At 40.8% G+C, this 24,886-nt stretch carries 28 protein-coding genes; 20 read left to right on the top strand and 8 right to left on the bottom strand.

What is annotated here, in order from left to right; genetic code table 11:
• Positions 1–2 precede the first annotated feature (2 nt).
• From KPF51_RS08635 to KPF51_RS08595, 9 genes are all read left to right on the top strand, one after another.
• Entirely contained in the window at positions 3–1,235 is a 1,233-nt protein-coding gene (locus tag KPF51_RS08635) for an NADH:ubiquinone reductase (Na(+)-transporting) subunit B (RefSeq protein ID WP_005723927.1), read from the top strand.
• Positions 1,228–2,010 carry a Na(+)-translocating NADH-quinone reductase subunit C gene (locus tag KPF51_RS08630; protein WP_005723929.1) on the top strand — a complete coding sequence of 261 codons (783 nt, stop codon included), beginning with the start codon at positions 1,228–1,230 and terminating at the stop codon, positions 2,008–2,010. The genes KPF51_RS08635 and KPF51_RS08630 overlap by 8 nt, the downstream gene beginning before the upstream one ends.
• Positions 2,003–2,629, top strand: coding sequence for an NADH:ubiquinone reductase (Na(+)-transporting) subunit D (locus KPF51_RS08625; protein ID WP_005717817.1), 627 nt, complete (start codon positions 2,003–2,005; stop codon positions 2,627–2,629). The genes KPF51_RS08630 and KPF51_RS08625 overlap by 8 nt, the downstream gene beginning before the upstream one ends.
• A gap of 3 nt (positions 2,630–2,632) precedes the next feature.
• Complete coding sequence (nqrE, locus tag KPF51_RS08620) at positions 2,633–3,229, top strand: NADH:ubiquinone reductase (Na(+)-transporting) subunit E (RefSeq protein WP_005717818.1); 597 nt, start codon at positions 2,633–2,635, stop codon at positions 3,227–3,229.
• 15 nt (positions 3,230–3,244) lie between these two features.
• Positions 3,245–4,468 (top strand): NADH:ubiquinone reductase (Na(+)-transporting) subunit F, encoded by a 1,224-nt coding sequence (gene nqrF / locus KPF51_RS08615; RefSeq protein WP_005717819.1) that lies wholly within the window; start codon positions 3,245–3,247, stop codon positions 4,466–4,468.
• Positions 4,469–4,636: 168 nt separating this feature from the next.
• Positions 4,637–5,677: an FAD:protein FMN transferase gene (locus tag KPF51_RS08610; protein ID WP_174823087.1), complete on the top strand. Its 1,041-nt coding sequence runs from the start codon at positions 4,637–4,639 to the stop codon at positions 5,675–5,677.
• A gap of 9 nt (positions 5,678–5,686) precedes the next feature.
• On the top strand, positions 5,687–5,941 hold the full coding sequence (gene nqrM, locus KPF51_RS08605) for a (Na+)-NQR maturation NqrM (protein WP_005723934.1): 255 nt from the start codon (positions 5,687–5,689) through the stop codon (positions 5,939–5,941).
• A 131-nt stretch (positions 5,942–6,072) separates the two neighbouring features.
• The gene (mnmA, locus tag KPF51_RS08600; RefSeq protein WP_010907131.1) at positions 6,073–7,224 is read left to right on the top strand and encodes a tRNA 2-thiouridine(34) synthase MnmA; all 1,152 of its coding nucleotides are present in this window, start codon (positions 6,073–6,075) and stop codon (positions 7,222–7,224) included.
• Positions 7,225–7,504: 280 nt separating this feature from the next.
• Positions 7,505–8,086, top strand: a complete 582-nt coding sequence (locus KPF51_RS08595; RefSeq protein WP_005723937.1) for a cation diffusion facilitator family transporter — start codon at positions 7,505–7,507, stop codon at positions 8,084–8,086.
• Positions 8,087–8,132: 46 nt separating this feature from the next.
• On the opposite strand, the gene KPF51_RS08590 is transcribed toward KPF51_RS08595, so the two are convergent.
• From KPF51_RS08590 to rfaD, 5 genes are all read right to left on the bottom strand, one after another.
• Positions 8,133–9,425 (bottom strand): MFS transporter, encoded by a 1,293-nt coding sequence (locus KPF51_RS08590; protein WP_005723939.1) that lies wholly within the window; start codon positions 9,423–9,425, stop codon positions 8,133–8,135.
• Positions 9,425–10,990, bottom strand: a complete 1,566-nt coding sequence (gene uhpB, locus KPF51_RS08585) for a signal transduction histidine-protein kinase/phosphatase UhpB (protein ID WP_015691039.1) — start codon at positions 10,988–10,990, stop codon at positions 9,425–9,427. The genes KPF51_RS08590 and uhpB overlap by 1 nt, the downstream gene beginning before the upstream one ends.
• Positions 10,953–11,552, bottom strand: a complete 600-nt coding sequence (locus KPF51_RS08580; RefSeq protein ID WP_005723942.1) for a response regulator — start codon at positions 11,550–11,552, stop codon at positions 10,953–10,955. Before KPF51_RS08580 ends, uhpB begins: the two co-directional genes overlap by 38 nt.
• 70 nt (positions 11,553–11,622) lie before the next feature.
• Complete coding sequence (gene uhpT, locus KPF51_RS08575) at positions 11,623–13,002, bottom strand: hexose-6-phosphate:phosphate antiporter (RefSeq protein WP_005723944.1); 1,380 nt, start codon at positions 13,000–13,002, stop codon at positions 11,623–11,625.
• 328 nt (positions 13,003–13,330) lie between these two features.
• Entirely contained in the window at positions 13,331–14,263 is a 933-nt protein-coding gene (gene rfaD, locus KPF51_RS08570; protein ID WP_005723946.1) for an ADP-glyceromanno-heptose 6-epimerase, read from the bottom strand.
• Between the two features lie 439 nt (positions 14,264–14,702).
• On the opposite strand from rfaD, the gene deoC reads away from it, so the two are divergent.
• The gene (gene deoC, locus KPF51_RS08565; RefSeq protein WP_061406381.1) at positions 14,703–15,374 is read left to right on the top strand and encodes a deoxyribose-phosphate aldolase; all 672 of its coding nucleotides are present in this window, start codon (positions 14,703–14,705) and stop codon (positions 15,372–15,374) included.
• Positions 15,375–15,392: 18 nt separating this feature from the next.
• Positions 15,393–16,145 (top strand): DNA-binding transcriptional repressor DeoR, encoded by a 753-nt coding sequence (gene deoR, locus KPF51_RS08560; RefSeq protein WP_005754870.1) that lies wholly within the window; start codon positions 15,393–15,395, stop codon positions 16,143–16,145.
• Positions 16,146–16,183: 38 nt separating this feature from the next.
• On the opposite strand, the gene fabR is transcribed toward deoR, so the two are convergent.
• Together fabR and oxyR are read right to left on the bottom strand one after the other, a co-directional pair.
• Positions 16,184–16,795 (bottom strand): HTH-type transcriptional repressor FabR, encoded by a 612-nt coding sequence (gene fabR / locus KPF51_RS08555; RefSeq protein WP_005717847.1) that lies wholly within the window; start codon positions 16,793–16,795, stop codon positions 16,184–16,186.
• Positions 16,796–16,819: 24 nt separating this feature from the next.
• Positions 16,820–17,716 carry a DNA-binding transcriptional regulator OxyR gene (oxyR, locus tag KPF51_RS08550; protein WP_005723950.1) on the bottom strand — a complete coding sequence of 299 codons (897 nt, stop codon included), beginning with the start codon at positions 17,714–17,716 and terminating at the stop codon, positions 16,820–16,822.
• A 135-nt stretch (positions 17,717–17,851) separates the two neighbouring features.
• On the opposite strand from oxyR, the gene KPF51_RS08545 reads away from it, so the two are divergent.
• Positions 17,852–18,577: a glutathione peroxidase gene (locus KPF51_RS08545; protein WP_005723952.1), complete on the top strand. Its 726-nt coding sequence runs from the start codon at positions 17,852–17,854 to the stop codon at positions 18,575–18,577.
• 56 nt (positions 18,578–18,633) lie between these two features.
• Here the strand turns inward: KPF51_RS08545 and KPF51_RS08540 are convergent, their stop codons facing one another.
• Positions 18,634–18,855, bottom strand: a complete 222-nt coding sequence (locus tag KPF51_RS08540) for a SlyX family protein (RefSeq protein WP_005717852.1) — start codon at positions 18,853–18,855, stop codon at positions 18,634–18,636.
• Between the two features lie 91 nt (positions 18,856–18,946).
• Here KPF51_RS08540 and fkpA point away from each other — a divergent pair, with 91 nt between their 5' ends.
• From fkpA to fusA, 8 genes are all read left to right on the top strand, one after another.
• Positions 18,947–19,663 (top strand): FKBP-type peptidyl-prolyl cis-trans isomerase, encoded by a 717-nt coding sequence (gene fkpA / locus KPF51_RS08535; RefSeq protein WP_005717853.1) that lies wholly within the window; start codon positions 18,947–18,949, stop codon positions 19,661–19,663.
• A gap of 73 nt (positions 19,664–19,736) precedes the next feature.
• Positions 19,737–20,408, top strand: coding sequence for a transcriptional regulator (locus KPF51_RS08530; RefSeq protein WP_005723955.1), 672 nt, complete (start codon positions 19,737–19,739; stop codon positions 20,406–20,408).
• Entirely contained in the window at positions 20,408–20,788 is a 381-nt protein-coding gene (tusD, locus tag KPF51_RS08525; protein ID WP_005723957.1) for a sulfurtransferase complex subunit TusD, read from the top strand. Before KPF51_RS08530 ends, tusD begins: the two co-directional genes overlap by 1 nt.
• Positions 20,788–21,147, top strand: a complete 360-nt coding sequence (tusC, locus tag KPF51_RS08520; protein WP_016533029.1) for a sulfurtransferase complex subunit TusC — start codon at positions 20,788–20,790, stop codon at positions 21,145–21,147. The genes tusD and tusC overlap by 1 nt, the downstream gene beginning before the upstream one ends.
• 9 nt (positions 21,148–21,156) lie before the next feature.
• The gene (locus KPF51_RS08515; protein WP_005723963.1) at positions 21,157–21,444 is read left to right on the top strand and encodes a DsrH/TusB family sulfur relay protein; all 288 of its coding nucleotides are present in this window, start codon (positions 21,157–21,159) and stop codon (positions 21,442–21,444) included.
• A gap of 209 nt (positions 21,445–21,653) precedes the next feature.
• The gene (gene rpsL / locus KPF51_RS08510) at positions 21,654–22,028 is read left to right on the top strand and encodes a 30S ribosomal protein S12 (protein WP_005717858.1); all 375 of its coding nucleotides are present in this window, start codon (positions 21,654–21,656) and stop codon (positions 22,026–22,028) included.
• 136 nt (positions 22,029–22,164) lie between these two features.
• On the top strand, positions 22,165–22,635 hold the full coding sequence (gene rpsG, locus KPF51_RS08505) for a 30S ribosomal protein S7 (protein ID WP_005717859.1): 471 nt from the start codon (positions 22,165–22,167) through the stop codon (positions 22,633–22,635).
• A gap of 101 nt (positions 22,636–22,736) precedes the next feature.
• A complete protein-coding gene (fusA, locus tag KPF51_RS08500) occupies positions 22,737–24,839 on the top strand; it encodes an elongation factor G (protein ID WP_005717860.1) in 2,103 nt (700 codons plus the stop codon).
• Positions 24,840–24,886 lie beyond the last annotated feature (47 nt).

Below are 24,886 nucleotides of genomic sequence, written 5' to 3'. Positions count from 1 at the left end.
AAATGGGTTTAAAACATTTTATTGAAAAAATTGAACCTGCGTTTTTACCGGGTGGTAAATATGAGAAATGGTATGCATTATTTGAAGCAACCGCCACCTTCTTATATACCCCAGGGACAGTCACGCACAAAGCTTCTCACGTACGTGATGCGTTAGACTCGAAACGCATGATGGTGTTAGTGTGGTTATCTTTATTCCCTGCGATGTTCTACGGTATGTATAACGTGGGTGCGCAAGCGATTTTGGCGACAGACGCGTTAGGCACTCTGCAACAAGCCATTTCAGGTCATTGGCAATATGCGTTAAGTCATGCGTTAGGTGCAGATTTGACCCTGTCAGCGGGTTGGGCAAGTAAGATGTTGTTAGGGGCAACTTACTTCTTACCGATTTACTTGACTATTTTCTTAGTGGGTGGTTTCTGGGAAGTGCTTTTTGCGATGGTACGCAAGCATGAGATTAACGAAGGTTTCTTTGTGACCTCTATCCTGTTAGCACTTATCGTTCCACCAACTTTGCCATTATGGCAAGCTGCGTTAGCAACGACATTTGGTGTGGTTGTGGCAAAAGAAATTTTTGGTGGTGTCGGTAAAAACTTCATGAACCCTGCATTAGCTGCGCGTGCCTTTTTATTCTTTGCTTATCCAGCACAAATTTCAGGTGATACGGTATGGGTTGCCGCAGATGGTTTTTCTGGTGCAACCGCGCTTTCACAATGGGCTGTGGGTGGTGAAGCTGGCTTGAAACATGTGGTAACAGGTCAACCAATCACCTGGATGGATGCCTTCATTGGTAACATTCCGGGATCTATCGGTGAAGTATCGACTCTAGCATTGATTATTGGTGCGGCGATTATTGTGTTTGCACGTATTGCCTCTTGGCGCATCATTGCGGGTGTGATGATCGGCATGATTGCCACTTCTGCCTTATTTAATCTTATTGGTTCAAGCACAAATCCATTATTTGCAATGCCTTGGTATTGGCACTTTGTGTTAGGTGGTTTCGCATTAGGGATGTTCTTTATGGCAACGGACCCCGTTTCTGCGGCATTCACCAACAAAGGAAAATGGTGGTACGGTATCTTAATTGGTGCGATGGCGGTATTAATCCGTGTGGTGAACCCAGCGTATCCAGAAGGTATGATGCTGGCTATTTTATTTGCTAACTTGTTTGCACCAGTATTCGATTATTTAGTGGTCCAAGCAAATATCAAACGTCGGAGAGCTCGCAATGTTTAAGAATAAAGATAGCGTTGGCGGAACACTTCTCGTCATTATCCTTTTAAGCTTAGCTTGTTCTATTATTGTGGCAGGTTCAGCCGTTTTGCTGAAACCAACACAAATCGAACAAAAAGAACTGGATAAGCAGAAAAATATTTTAAGTGTTGCCGGTTTATTACAGCCAACAACCAAAAATAGCGAAATCAAAACGATTTATGCAAACAATATTGAAGCCCGTTTAGTGGATTTAAACACGGGGGATTTTGCTCCTGCACAACCGGGTTTTGATGCGGCAAAAGCAGTGAAAAATCCAGCAGAAAGTACCGCACTTTCCGCAGAAGATGATGTAGCGGGTATCCGTGTACGTGCTAACTTCGCGGAAGTGTATCTGGTCAAAAATGATGCGGGTCAAGTGACACAAGTGGTTTTACCGTTCTACGGTAAAGGCTTATGGTCAATGATGTATGGCTTTATGTCCGTTCAGCCAGATGGCAACACAGTTAATGGCATCACTTACTATGATCAAGGTGAAACACCGGGATTGGGTGGTGAAATCGAAAACCCGAAATGGCAAGCACAGTTCCCAGGTAAAAAACTATACACCGCAGATAACCAAGTCGGTTTATATGTGGGTAAAGGTGCCTCAGCAAATGCTGAACATGGGATTGATGCAATTTCAGGGTCAACATTAACCAGTAATGGTGTCAACAATTCATTTAAATTCTGGTTAGGTCAAAAAGGTTTTGGTCCTTTCTTAGCAAAACTGAAAGCAGGAGTGTTGAACAATGGCTGATACTAAAAAGTTAAAAGGCTTGTTGCTATCGCCTGTGATGGACAACAACCCGATTGCGTTACAAATTTTAGGGATTTGTTCTGCGTTAGCGGTAACAACTAAATTAGAAACGGCAATTGTAATGACGTTTGCGGTAATTTTCGTTACGGCATTCTCAAACTTATTTATTTCTTTGATCCGTAACTATATTCCAAACAGTGTACGTATTATCGTGCAAATGGCGATTATCGCCTCGTTGGTTATCTTAGTTGACCAAATCTTACGTGCTTATGCCTATGGTTTATCAAAACAACTTTCGGTTTTCGTGGGCTTGATTATTACTAACTGTATCGTTATGGGACGAGCAGAAGCCTTTGCGATGAAATCACAACCACTAGAAAGTTTCGTTGATGGGATTGGTAACGGCTTAGGTTATGGCGCAATTTTAGTGTCAGTTGCCTTTATCCGTGAATTAATTGGTTCAGGCAAATTATTTGGTATGACGGTATTCCAAACTATCCAAGATGGTGGTTGGTATCAAACCAATGGTTTATTCCTACTTGCACCAAGTGCGTTCTTTATTATTGGTTTTATTATTTGGGGTATTCGTACCTTAAAACCAAATCAGGTGGAGAAGTAGTTTATGGAACATTATATTAGCCTTTTCGTTAAATCCGTTTTTATCGAAAACATGGCACTTTCTTTCTTCTTAGGGATGTGTACTTTCCTTGCTGTATCGAAAAAAGTGTCTACTGCATTTGGTTTGGGGATTGCGGTTATCGTGGTATTAGGTATTGCGGTACCTGTAAACCAATTAGTGTATAGCTTTATCTTAAAAGACAGTGCATTAGTTCAAGGTATTGATCTCAGTTTCTTAAACTTCATTACCTTTATCGGTGTGATTGCCGCATTAGTTCAAATTCTTGAGATGGTATTGGATAAGTATTTCCCTGCACTTTATAACGCGTTGGGGATCTTCTTACCATTAATTACCGTAAACTGTGCGATTTTTGGTGGGGTATCCTTCATGGTTCAACGTGATTATACCTTTGTTGAATCCGTTGTATACGGTATTGGCGCAGGGACGGGTTGGATGTTAGCCATTGTTGCGCTTGCAGGCATCACGGAAAAAATGAAATATGCTGATGTACCAGCAGGGTTACGTGGTTTAGGCATTACCTTTATCACTGTAGGTCTGATGGCACTTGGTTTTATGTCATTTTCAGGTATTCAGTTGTAAGAAAGGGGATACAGAATGGAAATTACTCTTGGTATTGCAATGTTCACCGTTATCGTTTTGGCTTTAGCAGTCATTATCTTGTTTGCTAAATCAAAATTGGTTAATTCGGGTGACATTACAATTGAAATTAATGACGATCCAAGCAAAGCAATTCATTTGCCTGCGGGGGGCAAATTATTAGGTGCGCTGGCGAGTCAAGGCATCTTCGTTTCTTCCGCTTGTGGCGGTGGTGGTTCTTGTGGGCAATGTATCGTTAAAGTCACCGAAGGGGGTGGCGATATTCTACCGACTGAACTTTCACATATTTCAAAACGTGAAGCAAAAGAAGGTTATCGCCTTTCTTGCCAAGTGAATGTGAAAAACAGCATGAAGGTCGAATTGCCAGAAGAAGTCTTTGGGGTGAAAAAATGGGAATGTACCGTTATTTCTAATGATAACAAAGCGACTTTCATCAAAGAACTGAAATTAGCGATTCCTGAAGGGGAAGAAGTACCATTCCGTGCAGGTGGCTATATTCAGATTGAAGCAGAACCGCACACTGTCGCTTATAAAGACTTTGATATCCCAGAAGAATATCATGAAGATTGGGATAAATATAACTTATGGCGTTATGTGTCTAAAGTGGATGAGCATATTATTCGTGCATACTCCATGGCTTCTTATCCGGAAGAAAAAGGCATCATCATGTTGAACGTGCGTATTGCAACGCCACCACCAAATAACCCAGACGCGCCTCCTGGTCAAATGTCCTCGTACATTTGGTCACTCAAAGCGGGTGATAAAGTGACTATTTCTGGTCCATTCGGTGAATTCTTTGCGAAAGAAACCGATGCCGAGATGGTGTTCGTCGGCGGTGGTGCGGGTATGGCGCCAATGCGTTCACACATTTTTGACCAATTAAAACGTTTGAAATCTAAACGTAAAATGTCATTCTGGTATGGTGCACGTTCTAAACGCGAAATGTTCTATGTGGAAGATTTTGACACCTTACAAGCCGAAAATGATAACTTCGTATGGCATGTGGCACTTTCCGATCCACAACCGGGTGATAATTGGGACGGCTACACTGGCTTTATTCATAATGTGCTTTATGAAAACTATCTGAAAGATCATGAAGCGCCAGAGGATTGTGAATACTATATGTGTGGACCGCCAATCATGAATGCTTCCGTGATTAAGATGTTAAAAGATCTTGGTGTGGAAGATGAAAACATCTTATTAGATGACTTTGGTGGTTAAGCCAGCTTGCTCTTAGCATGATTAAAGTGCGGTCGGATTTTACGAATTTTGTAAAGGTTGACCGCACTTCCATTTCAGAAAATTTGAAAATTTGGTTTTTATATTGCAATCCATATTGGAAAATCCAAACTTGCAAACTTTTTAAAATAGAAAGGATTTACAGTGAAAATAAAACACATTCTTAGTAGTATCATCATTGGCTTTTGTTCACTATGTTTATTGGCTTGTCATAAATCCCCTGAAGTTGTGACGATCACGGGTAAGACCATGGGGACAACGTATAGTGTGAAATACATTGATGATGGTCAGATTAAGATTAAACCGATTGAGATGCACGGGCAAATTGAAGAGATTTTGAAAGAAGTGAACAATAAAATGTCTACTTACCTTTCCACATCTGAATTGAGTCAATTTAATCAAAATACACAAATTGATACGCCCGTTGAAATTTCGGCTGATTTAGCCTTTGTCTTAAAAGAAGCGATTCGTTTACATGGCGTCACAGAAGGAGCATTGGATGTGACTGTGGGACCAATTGTGAATTTATGGGGGTTTGGACCTGAAAAGCGTCAACCGAATGAAACCTTAGAAGAACAAGTGGAAAAACGTCGCGCTTGGGTCGGGATTGAAAAAATGAAATTAACCGAACAAGGCGATAAGTTTTATCTCGCTAAGACAGTTCCCCAGTTATATATTGACCTTTCTTCGATTGCCAAAGGGTTTGGTGTCGATAAAGTGGCTGCACATTTAGCTACAAAAGGCATTGCTAATTATTTGGTGGAAATTGGTGGTGAGATTAACGCGAAAGGAAAAAATATTGAAGGCAAAGATTGGCAAATCGCGATTGAAAAGCCGAATTTTGATGGGAGCCGCGCGGTGTCACAAATTATTGGGCTGAAAGATTTTTCTATGGCAACATCGGGCAATTATCGTAACTATTTTGAAGAAAATGGTCGCCATTTCTCTCATGAAATCGATCCTAAAACTGGTTACCCGATTGAACACCGATTGGCTTCAATCACCGTGTTAGCGGATTCCACCATGACCGCAGATGGATTATCGACAGGTCTTTATGTGCTCGGAGAAGAGAAAGCCTTAGAAGTCGCGGAAAAATACAATTTATTGGTGTATCTCATTAGCAAAACCGAAAAAGGGTTTGAGGCAAAAATGTCCTCTGCATTTGAGAAATTATTAAATGAACAACATTAGGATAAATCCATGCAACTTTTTTTAATCACGTTTGGTATCTTTTTATTGATTATTGCAGGAATGGCGATTGGTTATATTATTCAGCGTAAAACGATAGCCGGGAGTTGTGGTGGCATTTCGGCATTAGGCTTGAAAAAAGTCTGTGACTGTGAAGAGCCTTGCGATAATCTCAAAGCAAAACTAGAGGCGGGCGATGAAGAAGCCCAGCAAGAATACAACGCAAAATTTGCTAAAAATGAACCGCACTTTTATGAAGTGAAGTAATCCATGTGAGTATCAACATTGGGTGAAAGGCTCAATGAAACTTGGGGCTTTGTATCGGTAGCATAAGATACAAAGCCCTTACCTCATCTTTTGTGGCGTGATCACGACACTAACCTAAATATGAAAGTAATATGAAATCAAAAACTTATGAAACGCATTTCCCGCCATTAAGTGCAGAGCAATTGGCGGAAAATCGCAAGAAAAAAGTCATCTGTGGCATGTCTGGCGGGGTGGATTCGTCTGTTTCTGCGTTTATTTTGCAACAACAAGGCTATCAAGTAGAAGGCTTGTTTATGAAGAACTGGGAAGAAGATGACGACACTGATTATTGTACGGCGGCAGCCGATCTTGCCGATGCACAAGCGGTGTGCGATAAACTGGGCATCAAGTTACATAAAATTAATTTTGCCGCAGAATATTGGGATAATGTCTTTGAGCATTTTTTACAAGAATACAAAGCCGGACGTACGCCGAATCCTGATATTTTGTGCAACAAAGAAATTAAATTCAAAGCGTTTTTAGACTATGCCGCGGAAGATTTAGGTGCCGATTATATTGCAACGGGGCATTATGTGCGTCGTGGTGAGAAAGACGGGCAATGCCAGCTTTTACGCGGTTTAGATAATAATAAAGACCAAAGTTATTTTTTATATACCTTGAGCAAAGATCAGGTGGCACAGAGCTTATTCCCTGTCGGGGAAATTGAAAAGCCGATTGTACGTGCTATTGCGGAAGATTTAGGTCTAGCCACTGCGAAGAAAAAAGATTCCACAGGGATTTGTTTCATTGGTGAACGCAAATTCAAAGATTTTTTAGCTCGTTATTTACCTGCTCAGCCGGGTGAGATTAGAACGGTTGAGGGAAAAGTGGTGGGGCGCCATGATGGCTTGATGTACCACACGTTAGGTCAACGTAAAGGGCTTGGCATTGGTGGAGTGAAAGGCATGGGCGAAGATCCGTTCTATGTAGTAGAAAAAGATTTGGTGAATAATGTGTTAGTCGTGGCACAAGGGCATGATAATTCTGCTTTATTGTCTTCAGGCTTAATCGCCAGCCAATTACATTGGGTAGATCGTCAACCGATTCGCCAGCCAGTCCGTTGCACTGTCAAAACCCGTTATCGTCAAGAGGATATTCCCTGCGAGATTCAACCGATTAACGATGAAACCATTCGGGTGGTGTTTGATGAACCACAAATTGCTGTGACGCCGGGACAATCTGCGGTTTTCTATCAAGGTGAGATCTGTCTTGGTGGTGGGGTTATTGAAACCCAAATCAAATAGGCGGAAAGATTTTAGAATGTGCGGTTAACGTCTTTAAGATTTTAACCGCTTTTTTATGTGATTTGTTTTATGCTAGAGGAAAGATGAGAAGATGATCTTTCCTTTCGCTGTGCTTTCTCGCGACAGACTGCTATGATAAATTGGATTGTCCCTGTTTTGAGCAGATGTATTGTTAAATATCATGATATGACGTCTATTATGTCTCAGTTAGCGAGGTAAATTGACTTGTCTTTTACCCTTCAATGGCATCACGCCTTATCCTTGATGAAAAGGAAACACTATGGCACATCAACATCCGCATACAAGCAATCGTAGCGTATTAGCAATCAGTTTTGCGCTTGTTAGTGTATTTATGCTAGTGGAGTTTTTAAGTGGTTATTATTTTAAAAGTTTAGCACTCATTGCAGACGCCGGGCATATGGCAAATGACAGTTTTGCCTTATTAGTTGCGTTGATTGCGCTTTATTTAAGTCCAAAGAATCAACGTCGTGTTGCTGTGTTGAATGGATTTTCGTTGATCGTCGTTGCGCTATTTATTATTTGGGAGGCAATTGAACGTTGGCAATCACCGCAAATGATTCAATCGCTGCCAATGCTCGTTGTGGCCATATTAGGACTATGTGTAAACACCTTAGTGGCATGGTTACTGCTGAAAGGTGATTTGCATAATTTAAATCTTCGCGCAGCATATTTGCATGTATTGGCGGATTTACTTGGCTCAATTGTGGCGATTGTCGCGGCATTAAGCATTTTCTTTTTGGGCTGGATGTGGGTTGATACTGTAGCCAGTTTGATCCTGAGTTTATTTATTTTAAAAAGTGGTTATGCCGTGACAAAAGAGGCGATTTTGAATTTGGAATAATAAAACAGGGCTCAACATCATACACTTTTTAACCGCACATTTTCATTCAACAAGGCGATTGATTTGGCTGTACTTTTAAAAAAGGCAGTAGCAGTAACGCAATAGCAAATGCACAGCAAGAAATTACGACAAAAAAACCGGTCCAATGAAACGTTTGTGTGATGAGTGCCAGTGGGTAGCCAGCGAGGGCTGCCCCCAGATAAGCAAACAAGCCAACAAAACCCGTGGCGGTGCCTGCGGTTTTTTTGTGGGCACATTCCGCAGCAGCCATGCCGATTAACATTTGCGGACCAAACACAAAAAAGCCGACACAGAAAAATAAGCCAGACTGTAATAGCATGTTTTCTTTTGGCATCAGCCAAAGCGCGGTAATCGAAAAGAAAATGCCAATGGCAAACACCAATGCCATAGGTCCTCGATTGCTAGAAAACAGTTTATCTGATCCCCAACCGGCGACTAGTGAGCCCACAAAACCACCGATTTCAAATAAAGAGAGTGCGCTGTTCGCACTGACTAAGTCATAGTGATAACGTTCACTTAGATAGAGATTACCCCAGTCATTAATGGCGGTCCGTACGAGATAGACCAATGCATAGCTCATTGCGAGTAGCCAAAGATATTTATTGTAGAACACATAATCACGCAAGATTTGCCGCCATGGTAAATCTTGTCCTTCCTTTTCTTGCGCTAATTCCAAAGGATCATGACGCCATTGTCCAATACTAGGCAACCCCATTGCATCTGGCGTGCTAGGTAAACGCCACAGTAAAAATACACTGATGAGTATGACGATTATGCCTGCCACAATAAAGCCGTGTCGCCAGCTGTAATGTAAAGTGAGATAGCCAACAATTAGCGGAATTAAGGCGCCTCCCACATTGTGCGCAGTATTCCAGATAGACCACCATAAACCTCGCTCGCTACGGGAATACCACGTAGTGAGATATTTAGAACACGCAGGCCAGCCCCACCCCTGAAACCACGCATTGATGACCCATAGGCAAGTGAACAGAAACACGGAACTGGATAAACCGAATAAAATATTCGTGATCCCTGTCATCATCAAGCCGATAGCCATAATGTAACGGGGGTTGGCTTGATCAGAAAAAAGTCCAGAGAAAAATTTGGATAAACCATAGGTGAGATAAAACAAAGTTGCCATGAGTCCAATGGCATTTTTATCCATAGCCAAATCGCTGATTAAGGCGGGCATGGCATAATTCAAGCTTTTACGGCTGAGGTAAAAACCGGCATAGCCTACGTACATGGCAATCATCAAGTGAATGCGCCAGTAGCGATAAGTGCGGTCAATTTGCGAAAAATTTTGTATTGGCATCATTAAAATCGAGGGAGAGTGATCACAAGGGAAGTGCCTTGTGTCAAAGGTTGAATTGAAGAGGAATGCATGTTCGCCGTGCTTGAAGAGAGCTGAAATTCGCCACCGAGTAAGGCAACCCGTTCTTGCATACCACGTAGCCCTAATCCTGTCACTGGCTGATGAATATCAAAGCCTTTGCCATTATCTTGAATCGATAAGATGACCTGCTGATCAATGTGGATCGCAATGTGAATTTGACTGGCTTGTGCATGCTTGATGATGTTGTTTAAGGCTTCTTGGTAGAGGCGGTAAAGGGTGATTTCTAAGCGCGGATCGAGGTGCAATTGTTGAGGATTATGCCAGTCAAACTGACAGTGTATGTGCTGTTGCGTTAAACCTAATTCGTCTAATACATTTTGGAGGACTTGTGGTAATGGTAAGTCATCTAATACGCGAGGACGTAAGCGGTTTAATAGTCCTTTGACCGTATCGTAAATATTGAGTGATAAGTGTTCGATCATATTGGCATTGTTCTGTTCTTGCGGGTGTGGATTGAGCCGTTTCAGAATACTGGCTTGGGTGCGAATAGCGGTAATGTTTTGCCCGATTTGATCGTGTAATTCACGGGCAATTTCTTGGCGAATGCTTTCTTCACTGCTGATCAATTGCTGTGTTAAAGCGCGGTTACGCATGAGCTCCATGCCTAAATGCTGATTGAGTTCGCGTTGATGTTGAATAGCGAGTCCTAGAAAAATTCCTGTTATGGTTTGTGCACACAGAGATAGGAGTAAATCAGACAGATCTAAATGGGAGAAGTGCTGTGTGGAAGCAATTAATGCCACACTATTGATTAGTGAGCCGAGTAAGGCGCCCTGCCAGCCATAATAATAGGCTAATAAAATAATCGGAATTGCTAAAAAGAACAGGCTAAAGCGGTTAAACTCATCGGGCAGATAGGTTTGGATCAGAATGTTTAAGATTAATAACAGTGTATAAACCACAATGTGTTTGCTGCGCAGGGCGATCGGGTGATGAATAAAGCTTGCAGTAAGTGGAATCCACTGGCGTGCAAATAAGAAATCTTGTAATAAATAACACATCGGCAACAACAATAACGCACCAGTAAAACTGACTAGCATCGTGTAAGCAAAAGGGGCATCCAAACAAACAAGCACCAATCCATTGAGCACGCTGATACTCAATGCCAGTATGCCTTGTAGGCGTAATTTGGAGCGTTGTTTGCCTTGATAATAGGATTGGCTAAATAATACGATGGGAAAACTGACCGCACTTAATAAGAGTAAGGGCAAGTAAGCTGCGCTGTGTTCTGCCCAAGAAACCAACAGGAGCACGCTGATTTCGGCTAACAGTGGAGCCAACCACAATGTGGGGCGAAGATGCAGACAAAGTCCAAGCCGCAATGCAAAAGGCAAAAAGAGAAAGGCTAAGCGCGAGTCATGTAACAAATAATCTGCCACGCCCCATAAGCAGAAATAGGAGCAGGTGAGCAGAAACCAACTGTAAATGAAGGTGAACAACTTGTTCAAGTTAATATGTTTGATGAAAGAAATTCGTGAGTTCCACATTATTTTTTAGGTTGAGCTTACTCATGGCATTAGCACGATGCACGTGCACTGTTTTAAAGCTTACATTCAGCTGTTGAGCAATTTCTTTTGCATCTAAGCCAGTTGTTAATAATTCACATACTTCCATTTCTCTTCGTGTGAGCTGTTGGGTATAAGAGGCGGTAGGATTAAGTAGTTTTGAAGTCAGTTCAGGCATTAAGTAAAGCCCACCAGCAAATACGGCATGTACGGCTTGAATCAGTTCATCAGGGTGGCAACGTTTACTTAAATAGCCTTTGGCACCCAATTCCAAGGCTTTGCGTACCATGATATCGGAATCATTCACGCTGAGCATAATACAGTGGATACCCGAGGGAATGTCTTTGAGCAATGCTAAGCCGGTTTCATCAGGCATTGAAATGTCAATAATACACACATCAGGACGCACACTGGGCAGATGTTGGCGTGCTTCTTTAGCAGAACTAAATTCACCGACAACGTGAAGATCATTTTCTAACGCAAGCAATTGAGCAAAGCCTGAGCGGACAATGATATGATCATCAATCAACGCTACTTTAATCATCTTTATTATCCTCAAAAATGAAAAAGTGCGGTCAATTTAACCGCACTTTTGTGTCATGTTATTTACCTGTTTATCTAGCTTGAGCCTTTATTTTACGGATTTTCTTCTCTTCTGCAATGGCAACAAAGGCAAGTAATACCATGCAAACGATTGCAGAGATATTGAGTGCGGCAAAAGTGCCTGCCCAACCCGTTAAACCAAAGATTGGTGTACCGTCTGCAATCATGCCTAAGCCTAATTTAGCGAAGCTATCACCGATAAGGTAAGCAAAAGTGCCTTTTACACCATCTGCCACACTAATGGCTTTTTTCGGTACAAAGCCCACAGCCGCCACCCCAATTAATAATTGTGGACCAAACACCAAGAAACCTAATACAAACAAGGCACATAAATACATGACTTCGTTAGTAGCGAATTGATAAAATTCTAAAGTAAAGACAATCAGAATTAACGCCACACAAGCGGTTAAGCCACGGCGACCATTGGCTAAATCGGATAAATAGCCCCATAAGAATGTACCAACTAATGCCCCTACTTCAAATAAGGCAAAACCTGAAATCGCAGCGTCTTTAGAAAAGCCTAATTCTTGGTAAGCATAAACCGGTGACCATTGGTCGATCCCAATCCGCACGATATACAGGAAAATATTGGCAAAACATAACAGCCAAATCACCTTATTTTTCAAAATATACTGTACGAAAGTTTGCCATTTGGTTAATTGATTTTGTTCAGTCGCTAAATCTTCTTCACTTAATGGCTCACCAAATAATTCTTCTGCTTTTCCTAAACCATAAGCTTCTGGTGAATCACTACCATAACGCAAGCCCCAGAAACCAATAATTAAGGCAATGATTGACGGGAACACGAACATCCCGATCACATGCCCATTAAAGAACACATTGGCGCCGAATAAGGCAACAGCCGCCGCGGCAGCCCCACCCACATTGTGAGATAAATTCCAAAAACCTAAATAGGTGCCGCGTTTATTACGTGGAGTCCATTTAGTGATAGTGGAGTAGCTTGAAGGACCACCTGTACTTTGGAAAAAACCGCTTAACGCATAAAAGGCGATCATTAAGAATAAACTGACACTGCCACCACCCATACTGGCACTAAAACCGAGCATACAAATGGCAGATAAAATCAGCATAAACGGTACGAATTGTTTCGTGTTTTTGCCATCCGCATAATAAGAGACTAACGTTTTGCCGACACCGTAAGTAATGGAAAAGCCTAAGCCAATCATACCGAGCTGGGTTTTGCTTAATCCATAGGTTTCGATTAAATCATTTTGTGCGATGTTGAAATTTTTGCGAATTAAATACATCGCCATATAACCGATGAATACCACCAAATAAGATTGCATAAAGGGTTTAAACCACAGTTTACGACGTTCTTCCACTGGCAGTTCCAGCGTCGGTTTTCTAACTTCTTGTAAAAAGCTAAGCATGCTTTACCTCATTAAATAAAAAAATATTGTTGTCACTATAAGAAAATCACGTTCTGCTGGCGTGAGAAGATGCTTTAATTGATCTAGGAATAATCCTTAGTTTTTGCGAAAGTAAGGTTTTTTTGTGAGATAGATCACAAAAGTGCCGTGCTAGGAAAGCCGATTTTCAGTTGGCACTTGGTTATGTGAGCAATGGGTTATGGTGTTTGGTGAGGAAATAGTATGAGCCGAGTTGGCATACTCGAAGTGCTGTTGCTGTTTTATACGTTTAGTTAGGCAAAAAAATAGCGCCCAACGTTGGACGCTATGTGATGAAGCCGCTTATTTATTATTTACGGTTTAACCATGCCATATATTCTGCTACACCCTGTGCGACCGTTTTAAACGGTTTGTCATAGCCAGTGGCGCGTAATTTATCTAAATTGGCTTGTGTGTATTCTTGGTAACGGCTTTTTAAATGTTCTGGGAATGGAATGATTTCAATATCTGCTTCCGTTTTACCATGGAACTTCACGACGGCTTTTGCTACTTCAAGGAAAGATTCCGCATTTCCTGTTCCTAAGTTATAGATGCCAGAAATGTTGTTTTGCCAACACCAAATATTCACAGCAGCCACATCGCCCACATACACAAAGTCACGGCGGAAATGTTCACTGCCTGCAAATAATTTTGGTTTTTCCCCTTTTAAGATTTGGTTATTTAAGTGGAATGCCACGCTTGCCATCGCGCCTTTGTGATTCTCACGTGGACCGTACACGTTGAAATAACGGAAGCCACAAACAGGTGAGTTAGCTTCTGGTAAAATAGCACGTACATATTGATCAAATAAGAATTTGGAATAGCCGTAAACATTTAATGGTGCTTCAAATTCGCGTTCTTCACGGAATTCAGTTTTATCACCATAAGTTGCTGCAGATGAAGCATAAAAGAACGGAATTTCACGATCTAAACAATAATGCAATAACTCTTTGGAATATTCATAGTTATTGTGCATGATGTACTTGCCGTCCCATTCAGTAGTAGCAGAACAGGCGCCTTCGTGGAAAATGACTTCAATATCCCCTAAATCATCACCAGCGATGATCGAGGCAATAAAATCTTCTTTGTCACAATAATCTGCAATATCTAAATCCACTAAATTAGCGAACTTTGTACCATCTTTTAAATTATCTACCACTAAAATATCCGTACGCCCTAATTCGTTTAAGGCTTTTACAATGTTACTTCCAATAAAGCCAGCACCGCCAGTTACGATAATCATAAAGCTTGTCCTCTGTTGGTTAATATTACGGGTATTGTAATGGATTTTCAGTGGGTTGTGTTTAAGTATTTTCTCTTTAGCTGGAAAATTCTCAAGGAGACTTTTGATGCAATTATTGATGAAATATTTTGATTGTAAACCTTTCATTTACATTGTGAAGAAAAACAAGGGGTTGTATCGAGGCGTGAGTCTTTGTTTTAACCAAAGCAAAGAAGAATTACTAATTTGAGTAGCCGGAAGATTTTAACTTAATTTGTAACAGCATAGGGTCGGCGGATATCTAGGAAAATGGAGTTTTTTTGTCATTTCATTAAATTATTGTTATTTTTATCACAAAAAATTATTTTTTTGTTAACTTTGTCACATTTTATGTATTATTTTCGTGTATAATATGAGCATATCGTTCAGCTATAGTTAAATTGTCAATGAGGAAAGAAGTATGGATGCAAAGCAAATTGCACAGTTTATCGATCATACTGCGTTAACCGCGGAGAAAACGGAACAAGATATTATTCAATTATGTGATGAAGCCATTACACATCAGTTTTGGTCAGTTTGTATTAATTCTGCCTATATTCCGTTAGCCAAACAAAAATTAGCTGGGACGCCAGTCAAAATCTGTACTGTAGTGGGTTTTCCATTGGGTGCAAATCTAAGCACGGTTAAGGCCTTTGAAACGACAGAAGCGATCAAAGCCGGGGCAGATGAAATTGATATGGTGATTAATGTCGGTTGGATTAAATCAAATAAATGGGATGCGGTAGAAAAAGATATTGCGACCGTGTTAGCTGCTTGTGCAGGAAAACCATTAAAAGTCATTTTAGAAACGTGCTTATTAAGTAAAGAAGAAATTGTAAAAGCATGTGAAATTTGTAAAACGCTCAATGTGGCGTTTGTCAAAACATCAACTGGTTTCAATCGTGGTGGGGCAACAAAGGAAGATGTTGCTTTGATGAAACGAACCGTAGGCGATATTGGAGTCAAAGCGTCTGGCGGCGTGCGTGATACGGAGACCGCAATCGCGATGATTAATGCGGGGGCTAGCCGTATCGGTGCAAGTGCAGGGATTGCGATTATCCATGGTTTACAGGACGTAAGCAGTACCTATTAATAAATCACTGAGCTTGCTATGGAAAAAATGACGTCTCGCATTCAGAAATTGGAGTTTCTACTTAAGCAAATGGACAAAATTCATCTGCGAGATGCGGCAGAAATGTTGAATGTGTCTGAAATGACGATTCGACGGGATCTGGTTTCCTGTGCAAGCTCAGTGATTTTATTAGGTGGGTATATCGTTAAAGATCCAAAAACTCATGCACAGAAAGGTTATCGGATCTTTGAACAACAAGAAAAAAACACCGCGGAGAAAATGTATTTAGGAAAGCTCGCTGCTTCTCTGATTGAAGATGGCGATGTTGTTTTTTTTGATTGTGGCTCAACAGTGCCTTTTATCGCGACACAAATTAATGATGACATCAAATTTACCGCACTGTGTTGCTCAATTAATGCATTTTTAGCCTTACAGGAAAAACCCAATTGTGATTTGATTCTATGTGGGGGACGGTATTCTCGACATAATGCGTTTTTAAATCGTATTCAGCGTCATAGTGAATTGGATATGATTTGTACCAATAAAGCCTTCATTTCTGCGGCAGGTGTGGCTATCCAACAAGGCGTGACATGTTTTAATTTTGATGAAGCGAAAGCAAAACAGCGTGTTATGGAGAAAACACAACAAGCCTTTTTAGTGGTGGACCATTCTAAATTTAATCGAGTTGAGCAGGCATATATTGCGGATCTTTCTGCTTTTGATACTGTGATTTGTGATAAACCCGCACCAACGGCATTCATCGACAAACTGCCGACGTTAATTTTCAAGTAATCAAGTAGCCCTTCATGTCTTTTATCGTGCTCTAACAGCTAATAGCTCTCTTTGTGATGTGTATATTCTGCCCCTTTAGCTAACATACGCAATTGTAAAATGACTCTTTGTTTGAGCTGTTCTCGCTCTGTTTTTTCCATGTCTAAAGCATTGGCGCCAGCAGTAAACACAATGGTGACCATGCCTTCCGCTTGTACTTGTGCCACATATTGTGAGTGGCTATTACGTTGTGCGATATATTCGCTTAGTTCGTCAACAAAGTGTTTTATTTCGCGTGCTGTGGCCGTGCGAAATGCTTGTGAAGTACCTGAACTTTCACGGAGTAAAAGACGGAACATGTTGGGATTATTGGCGATAAATTCAAAAAAAGTTTCGACGGAAATGGCTATCACACTTCCGCCTTTTTCTAAGCGTTTTCGAGCTTGACGCATTAACTGACGTAATACTAAACCTGCCTCATCAACCATGGTTAAACCAAGCTCGTCCATATCTCTAAAATGGCGGTAAAAAGAAGTGGCTGCGATACCCGCTTCGCGCGCCACTTCACGCAAACTTAAATTGGAAAAACTTTTATCCGCGGTCAGCTGATTAAAAGCGGCATCAATTAATGCGCGACGGGTTTTTTCTTTTTGTAATGCTCTCACACCCATATTGATATTTTCCTGACTTCAGAATTAATCCAATACGTCTTGTACTGAATGACTAATGGTCTGTGCAATTTTCTCGTAGCGATTTCGTAACGGAGAACCCGGGCGATAAACTAATGTGATTGCACGAGAAGGGGCGGGTGAATGACAAGGAATATATTTGACCCCTGTACGATTTCCTTCATTGATCACTGCAAGTTTAGGCATCAGTGTGATGCCGGTATTCGAAGCAACCATGTTGCGCAACGTTTCTAAACTAGTGGCTTGAAAATGCGCATTTTCTTTTGCTCCTGCACTGAAGCAGTAACCAATCGTTTGATCGCGCAAGCAGTGCCCGTCATCGAGCATTAACATTTCACAGCCATTTAATCTATTCATTGCAATAGTACGTTCATTCGCCCAAGGGTGATTTTCACTGACAGCTAATAGCATGGCTTCATGAAAGATGGGGACCTCGATAAAAGCTTCTGTTTCGCGTACAGAGGCGACGATGGCACAATCTAAGTGACCTGTTTCTAATTGTTCTAATAATTGATTAGTCTGCGCTTCATATAAGAAAAGTTCTAAATCAGGAAAGGTTTCTTTGAGTACCGGCATGATATAAGGAAGTAGGTAAGGTCCCACTGTGGGAATGACGCCAATATGTATAGGACCCGTCATATCTTTACCTTGGTTACTTGCCATTTCTTTAAGTAATTTGACTTCTTTTAAGACGTTTTTTGCTTGATCGACAAGGAGTAAGCCTGATTGAGTGAATAACACTTTGCGGCTAGTGCGTTCTAATAAAATAATCCCTAATTCATCTTCTAATTTGCGAATTTGACCACTTAATGTGGGTTGGCTGACATGACATGCATCGGCGGCACGGCGAAAATGTTTGTGCTCCGCAAGCGCCACGAGATATTCTAAGTCGCGGATATTCATTTTGACCTCGTTATTGATAGAAACAATTAAAATTTTTAAATCAATTGCTTAGAACTATATCATAAATTTGACTAGAATTCATAAAGGAGTAAGATAGATTTTATTGTTTATTAATTAGTCTAAAGGAGATTTTTTATGACATTAATGGAAGGAAAAAAAGTACCTCAAGTGACATTTCATACTCGTCAGGGCGATCAATGGGTAGATGTAACCAGTGCGGAATTATTTGATAATAAAACTGTTGTACTTTTCTCATTACCGGGAGCATTTACACCCACTTGTTCTTCCACTCATTTGCCTCGCTATAATGAATTAGCTTGTGAATTTAAAGCATTAGGGGTAGACAGTATCATTTGTATGTCAGTGAATGATACGTTCGTCATGAATGCGTGGAAAGCGGATCAGGAATGTGAAAATGTGATTGTCATTCCGGATGGTAATGGTGAATTTACCGAAGGTATGGGGATGCTCGTCGGTAAGGAAGATTTAGGCTTTGGTAAACGCTCTTGGCGTTATTCGATGTTAGTGCGCAATGGTATTGTGGAGAAAATGTTTGTTGAGCCACAAGAACCCGGTGATCCATTTAAAGTCTCTGATGCAGACACGATGATTAAATATCTTAAACCAGAATGGCAAGCTAAGCCTTCTGTTTCAGTGATCACTAAACCTGGTTGCCCATATTGTGCCAAAGCAAAAGCGTTGTTAAAAGCGAAAGACTATACCTTTGAAGAAATTGTGTTAGGACGTGATGCCAGTACGATTTCTGTTCGTGCGATTACAGGGAAAACAAGCGTACCTCAAGTCTTTATCGGTGGAAAATACATCGGTGGCAGTGAAGAGTTAGAAAAGTATTTTGCTTAAGCTTAAATCAACAGAACAAGTGCGGTAAACTTGACCGCACTTTTTTCTTGTGTGACTCAATAATGTGGTGGTGGAGTTTCTTCGGCTTGGCTCGCAATGTTGGAAGGTTGCATATCTTTGAATTTATTGACTAAATAACGCAATTGTACATGGATTTTGTCTATGGCAAATTGTTGTTCAACAATCACTTGGTTTAACTCATCTAAGAGTTTTTCTTGAAAAGTAGTTTTCATTTCTAACTCAGCAATTCGCTGTTCGAGGGTTTCTTTATTTTGCATCATTTAACTCCAAAAAAATAAATGTTGTGAAATTATTCATTCCGTTTTAACCTATCATAATTCATTTTTTCATTATAAAGGATTCAATCTTATGTTTAAAATTCAAAAGCTTTCTCTTATTACCCTTGTGGTGAGTGCGGTTATTTCTGGCAATGCGTTAGCGAATACGGATGCTAAATTTAACGATGAAGCATCTTACGCAGTAGGGGTGTTATTAGGATCAAATGTTAAACAAATTGTAGAATCGCAAAAAGGCATTATTGAATATGACAATACGCGTTTATTGGCAGGGGTGCAAGATGTATTAAATGGTAAGGTAGATCTTGATTCAAATGAACAAATTGCACAAACATTACAACGCGTACAAGAGAAAATGCAACAAGCGCAAGCTCAGTTACTCGCCGATATTGCAAAACAAGCGAAACAAGATGGCGACCAATATCGCCAAGCATTTGAGAAAAAAGCGGGAGCGAAGAAAACCCAATCTGGTCTGTTATATCGCATTGAACAAGCAGGGACAGGAAATACGATTAAGCCAACTGACACTGTTACTGTTAATTATACCGGCAAACTCCCTAATGGCGAGGTATTTGACAGTTCGCGTGGTAAACCGGTGTCCTTTAAATTGAACCAAGTGGTACCGGGTTGGACAGAAGGTTTACAACTTGTTAAAAAAGGTGGAAAAATCGAACTCGTTCTCCCACCAGAATTGGCGTATGGGGAGCAAGGGGCTGGACAGATTCCACCAAATGCGACTTTACACTTTGATGTTGAAGTCATCGATGTGAAAGCGGATACACAAAAGTAATGAAAAAACGACCGCACTTTGTCAGTAATCATCAAGTGCGGTCATGTCTTTGTGAATAAATGAGAGTAAGGCAATGTTAACGGATAAACAACCTTTTACAGAGGAAGACAAAACGATTTTACACTCTTATCGAGCGGTAGTAGATGGTGTCAGCGCATTAATTGGACGTCATTGTGAAATTGTATTGCACTCTTTAGAAGATTTAGAACATTCAACTATCTGTATTGCAAATGGGCATAATACCAATCGGCAAATTGGCTCTCCGCTAACGGATCTTGCACTGAAATCTTTACATAATATGCAAACGGATAGCGTGTCAAAACCTTATTTTACACGTGCCAAAAATCAGGGATTAATGAAATCGGTCACGATTGCTATCCGCAATAAGCGTCAACGTATTATTGGTCTATTATGTATTAATATCAATTTGGATGTCCCTGTCTCTGAATTTATGCAAGCCTTTATGCCAACACAGGCAGAAGCGGAAGCATCTAGTGTCAATTTTGCGAGTTCTGTTGAAGAGTTAGTTGCACAAACTGTTGAGAAAACGATTGAAGAAGTCACAGCGGATCGTTTAGTGGCAAACAATAATAAAAATCGTCAAATTGTCATCTCATTATATGAGAAGGGAATTTTTGATATTAAAGATGCGATCAATTTGGTGGCGGAACGGTTAGATATTTCGCGTCATACGGTGTATTTATACATTCGTCAGTTAAAACAAGATTCGGATGAAGCAAAATAATGCGTTATGTGTTGTGTGTAAAACAACCTGCTTATGGTAAGCAAGGTGGATTCTTAGCCTATCAATTGGCGAAAGCCCTGTTGGAAAAGGGACATCAAATTACGCAGGTGTTTTTTTTCCAAGAAGGGGTCACACATGGCAATGCGTTCCTTTATCCCGCGAGTGATGAATTTAATTTACAACACGCTTGGCAACGTTTAGCGCAAGATTATCATGTGCCTCTCCATTTGTGTGTAGCAGCAGCACAGCGTCGCGGTGTCGTCGAACCGTTGACCTCCTCGACAACGCAACAAAATAATCTGGCTTCTTGTTTCGTGTTAGCAGGATTAGGTGAATTTATGAAAGCCAGTCTAGAAGCGGACAGGGTGGTGTGTTTGTGATGAAATTGGCATTTGTTTTTCGTTCAACGCCCTTTGGTCGCGCCAGTACGCGCGAAGGTCTTGATGCTTTATTGGCAGCAACAGCTTTTTGTGATGAACAAGATATTGCGGTCTTTTTTCTTGATGATGGGGTTTTTTCCCTATTAAATCATCAGGATCCTGCACAAATTTTACAAAAAGATGTGGTCAATATGTTCAAATTACTGGATTTATATGATATCGAGCAACGTTATATTTGCTTGGAATCACTTGCGACAGCAAAAATGACAGCATCTGACTGTATTATTACTTGTGAAAAAATGGCGCGTGGGGCTTTGCTTACGTTATTAGGTAAAGCAGAACGCGTGCTCACGTTTTAGGAAAGTTTCATGTTATATACTTTTGCCGAAGCATCTTATCCTGAAGGCGTGTTGCTTGCTTATCTCCAGCAAACGACCTCGCAAGATGCCATCGTGTTATGGCAAGATGGCGTTTATCTCTGTGTCAAATACCCTGAGGTTTTTTCGTCACTCAACACGTCTTGTTATGCGTTAGATATTGATGTGATAGCACGAAATCTTTATCAGTTCGTCTCTTCGATAGAGAGCGTCAAGACGATTTCTTTAACGGAATTAGTTGAATTGACGGAACAGTACTTTCCTCAACTTGCACTGTAAATTTAAGGCAGATGGGTTTGCCTATAATTCGATAGTGTATTGTGTGCATTTTGCACAGCTTACCCCAATCACTGTGCTGAAATTAGATTTGTCTAATTCTTGACATTATTTGAATGACTTCATTATAATAGCACGTCTATTTCTGTGTGAAATAGAATACGTATAAAAACATTCTTTTATGAATAATTGTTAAAACTGGAGCTTTTTTAATGGCAACTATCAACCAGCTAGTACGCAAACCGCGTGTGAAAAAGGTTGTAAAAAGTAACGTTCCTGCATTAGAGGCTTGCCCGCAGAAACGTGGTGTGTGCACCCGTGTATACACAACTACACCTAAAAAACCGAACTCAGCATTACGTAAAGTATGCCGTATTCGCTTAACTAACGGTTACGAAGTAACTTCTTATATCGGCGGTGAAGGTCACAACCTTCAAGAGCACAGTGTTGTGCTTATCCGTGGCGGTCGTGTTAAAGACTTACCAGGTGTGCGTTATCACACTGTACGCGGTGCATTAGACTGCGCTGGCGTTAAAGATCGTAAACAAGGTCGTTCTAAATACGGCGTTAAGCGTCCTAAATCTTAATGGTTCTCCGTTGAGTAAGGCCAAACGTCTAAATTAGTAAAACTATTTAAACCATAAACTCCAGTCAAAAGGCGATATTTATCGCAAAATGTAGAGTTTTGGGAAATCCTGAAGATTAATTACGGAGAAATTCGCAATGCCACGTCGTCGTAGTATTGAACCACGCAAGATTCTTCCAGATCCAAAATTCGGATCAGAATTACTTGCTAAATTTATTAATGTTTTAATGGTAGATGGTAAAAAATCTATCGCAGAAAAAATCGTTTATAGTGCATTAGACACATTAGCACAACGTACAGGTAAAGAAGCGTTAGAAGCTTTTGAAGCTGCGCTTGATAATGTTCGTCCTACCGTTGAGGTAAAATCTCGCCGTGTGGGTGGTTCTACTTATCAAGTACCTGTAGAAGTTCGTCCAGTACGTCGTAACGCATTAGGTATGCGTTGGATTGTTGACGCAGCACGTAAACGTGGTGATAAGTCAATGGCTTTACGTTTAGCTAACGAATTATCTGATGCATCAGAAAATAAAGGTGCAGCAGTGAAAAAACGTGAAGACGTTCACCGTATGGCTGAAGCTAACAAAGCGTTTGCACATTACCGTTGGTAATTTTTTAGCAACTACGTTTTCAGGCTTCATCTCATTTAATTATGTGGTGAAGCCTTATACATATTTAAAATTTCATATTTAATTCCAGCAAGGAAATAATAATGGCACGTACAACCCCTATTGAAAGATACCGTAACATTGGTATCAGTGCTCACATTGACGCAGGTAAAACAACCACTTCCGAGCGTATCCTATTCTATACAGGTGTGAGTCACAAACTTGGTGAGGTGCACGATGGTGCAGCTACTATGGACTGGATGGAGCAAGAACAAGAGCGTGGTATCACAATCACCTCTGCGGCAACAACCGCATTCTGGTCTGGTATGTCTAAACAATATCCACAACACCGTATCAACGTGATTGATACTCCGGGACACGTTGACTTCACGATCGAAGTTGAACGTTCAATGCGTGTACTTGACGGTGCGGTGATGGTTTACTGTGCGGTGGGTGGTGTTCAACCACAATCAGAAACCGTATGGCGCCAAGCAAACAAATACCAAGTTCCTCGTGTTGCTTTCGTAAACAAAATGGACCGTACTGGTGCTAACTTCTTACGTGTAGTTGAACAAATTAAAACTCGCTTAGGGGGTAACTCTGTTCCTTTACAATTACCAATCGGTTCAGAAGATAATTTCAAAGGTGTTGTTGACCTTGTTAAAATGAAAGCGATTAACTGGAACGAAGCTGACCAAGGTATGACATTTACCTATGAAGAGATCCCAGCTGATATGGTTGATGCTTGTGAAGAATGGCGTCAAAATTTAGTTGAGTCAGCTGCAGAAGCGTCAGAAGAGTTAATGGAAAAATACCTTGGCGGTGAAGAATTAACAGAAGAAGAAATTAAAGCAGGTTTACGTCAACGCGTATTAGCCGGTGAGATTATTCCTGTATGCTGTGGTTCTGCCTTCAAAAATAAAGGTGTTCAAGCTATGCTTGATGCGGTAATCGACTATTTACCAGCACCAACAGATATCCCAGCGATCAAAGGGATTAATCCAGATGAAACAGAAGGTGAGCGTCATGCAAGTGATGATGAACCTTTCTCTGCACTTGCGTTTAAAATCGCAACTGACCCATTCGTAGGTAACTTAACGTTCTTCCGTGTTTATTCTGGTGTAATTAATTCAGGTGATACTGTATTAAACTCTGTAAAAGATAAACGTGAGCGTTTTGGTCGTATCGTACAGATGCACGCAAACAAACGTGAAGAAATCAAAGAAGTGCGTGCAGGCGATATCGCAGCCGCAATTGGTTTGAAAGATGTAGGTACTGGTGATACATTATGTGCACAAGATGCGCCAATTATTCTTGAGCGCATGGAATTCCCAGAGCCAGTAATTTCTGTTGCTGTTGAGCCAAAAACGAAAGCAGACCAAGAAAAAATGGGTCTTGCATTAGGTCGTTTAGCACAAGAAGATCCTTCATTCCGTGTTCATACTGATGAAGAGTCGGGTGAAACTATTATCTCTGGTATGGGTGAGTTACACTTAGATATTATCGTTGACCGTATGCGTCGTGAATTCAAAGTTGAAGCGAACATTGGTAAACCACAAGTATCTTACCGTGAAACTATCCGTACTCGCGTTAATGATGTTGAAGGTAAACACGCAAAACAATCTGGTGGTCGCGGTCAATATGGTCACGTTGTTATCGACTTATATCCGTTAGATCCAGAAGGTCCGGGTTATGAATTCGTGAACGAAATCAAAGGTGGTGTGATCCCTGGTGAATACATCCCTGCAGTAGATAAAGGTGTTCAAGAACAACTTAAATCGGGTCCATTAGCGGGTTATCCAGTAGTGGATTTAGGTGTTCGTTTACACTTCGGTTCATACCATGATGTTGACTCATCTGAGCTTGCGTTTAAATTAGCTGCATCTTTAGCCTTTAAAGCTGCATTTAATAAAGCAAACCCAGTGCTTCTTGAGCCAATCATGAAAGTAGAAGTTGAAACGCCACCGGACTACGTTGGTGATGTAATTGGTGACTTAAGCCGTCGTCGTGCGATGGTTAACGGTCAAGAAGCAAATGAATTTGTTGTGAAGATCAATGCAGAAGTACCACTTTCAGAGATGTTTGGTTATGCAACTGACCTTCGTTCACAAACTCAAGGTCGTGCTTCATACTCAATGGAACCATTGAAATATGCAGAAGCGCCGAAAAACGTTGCTGATGCAATCATTGAAGCTCGCAAAAAATAATTTTGTTTAACAAAACCACAAGCTGTAATAGCTTGTGGTCTCTACTG

It is taken from the genome of Pasteurella sp. XG20 (assembly GCF_018968665.1).
Classification (GTDB): domain Bacteria; phylum Pseudomonadota; class Gammaproteobacteria; order Enterobacterales; family Pasteurellaceae; genus Pasteurella; species Pasteurella multocida.
Note: the sequence above shows the minus strand (reverse complement) of the source record. Positions and strands in the feature narration are given on the sequence as shown.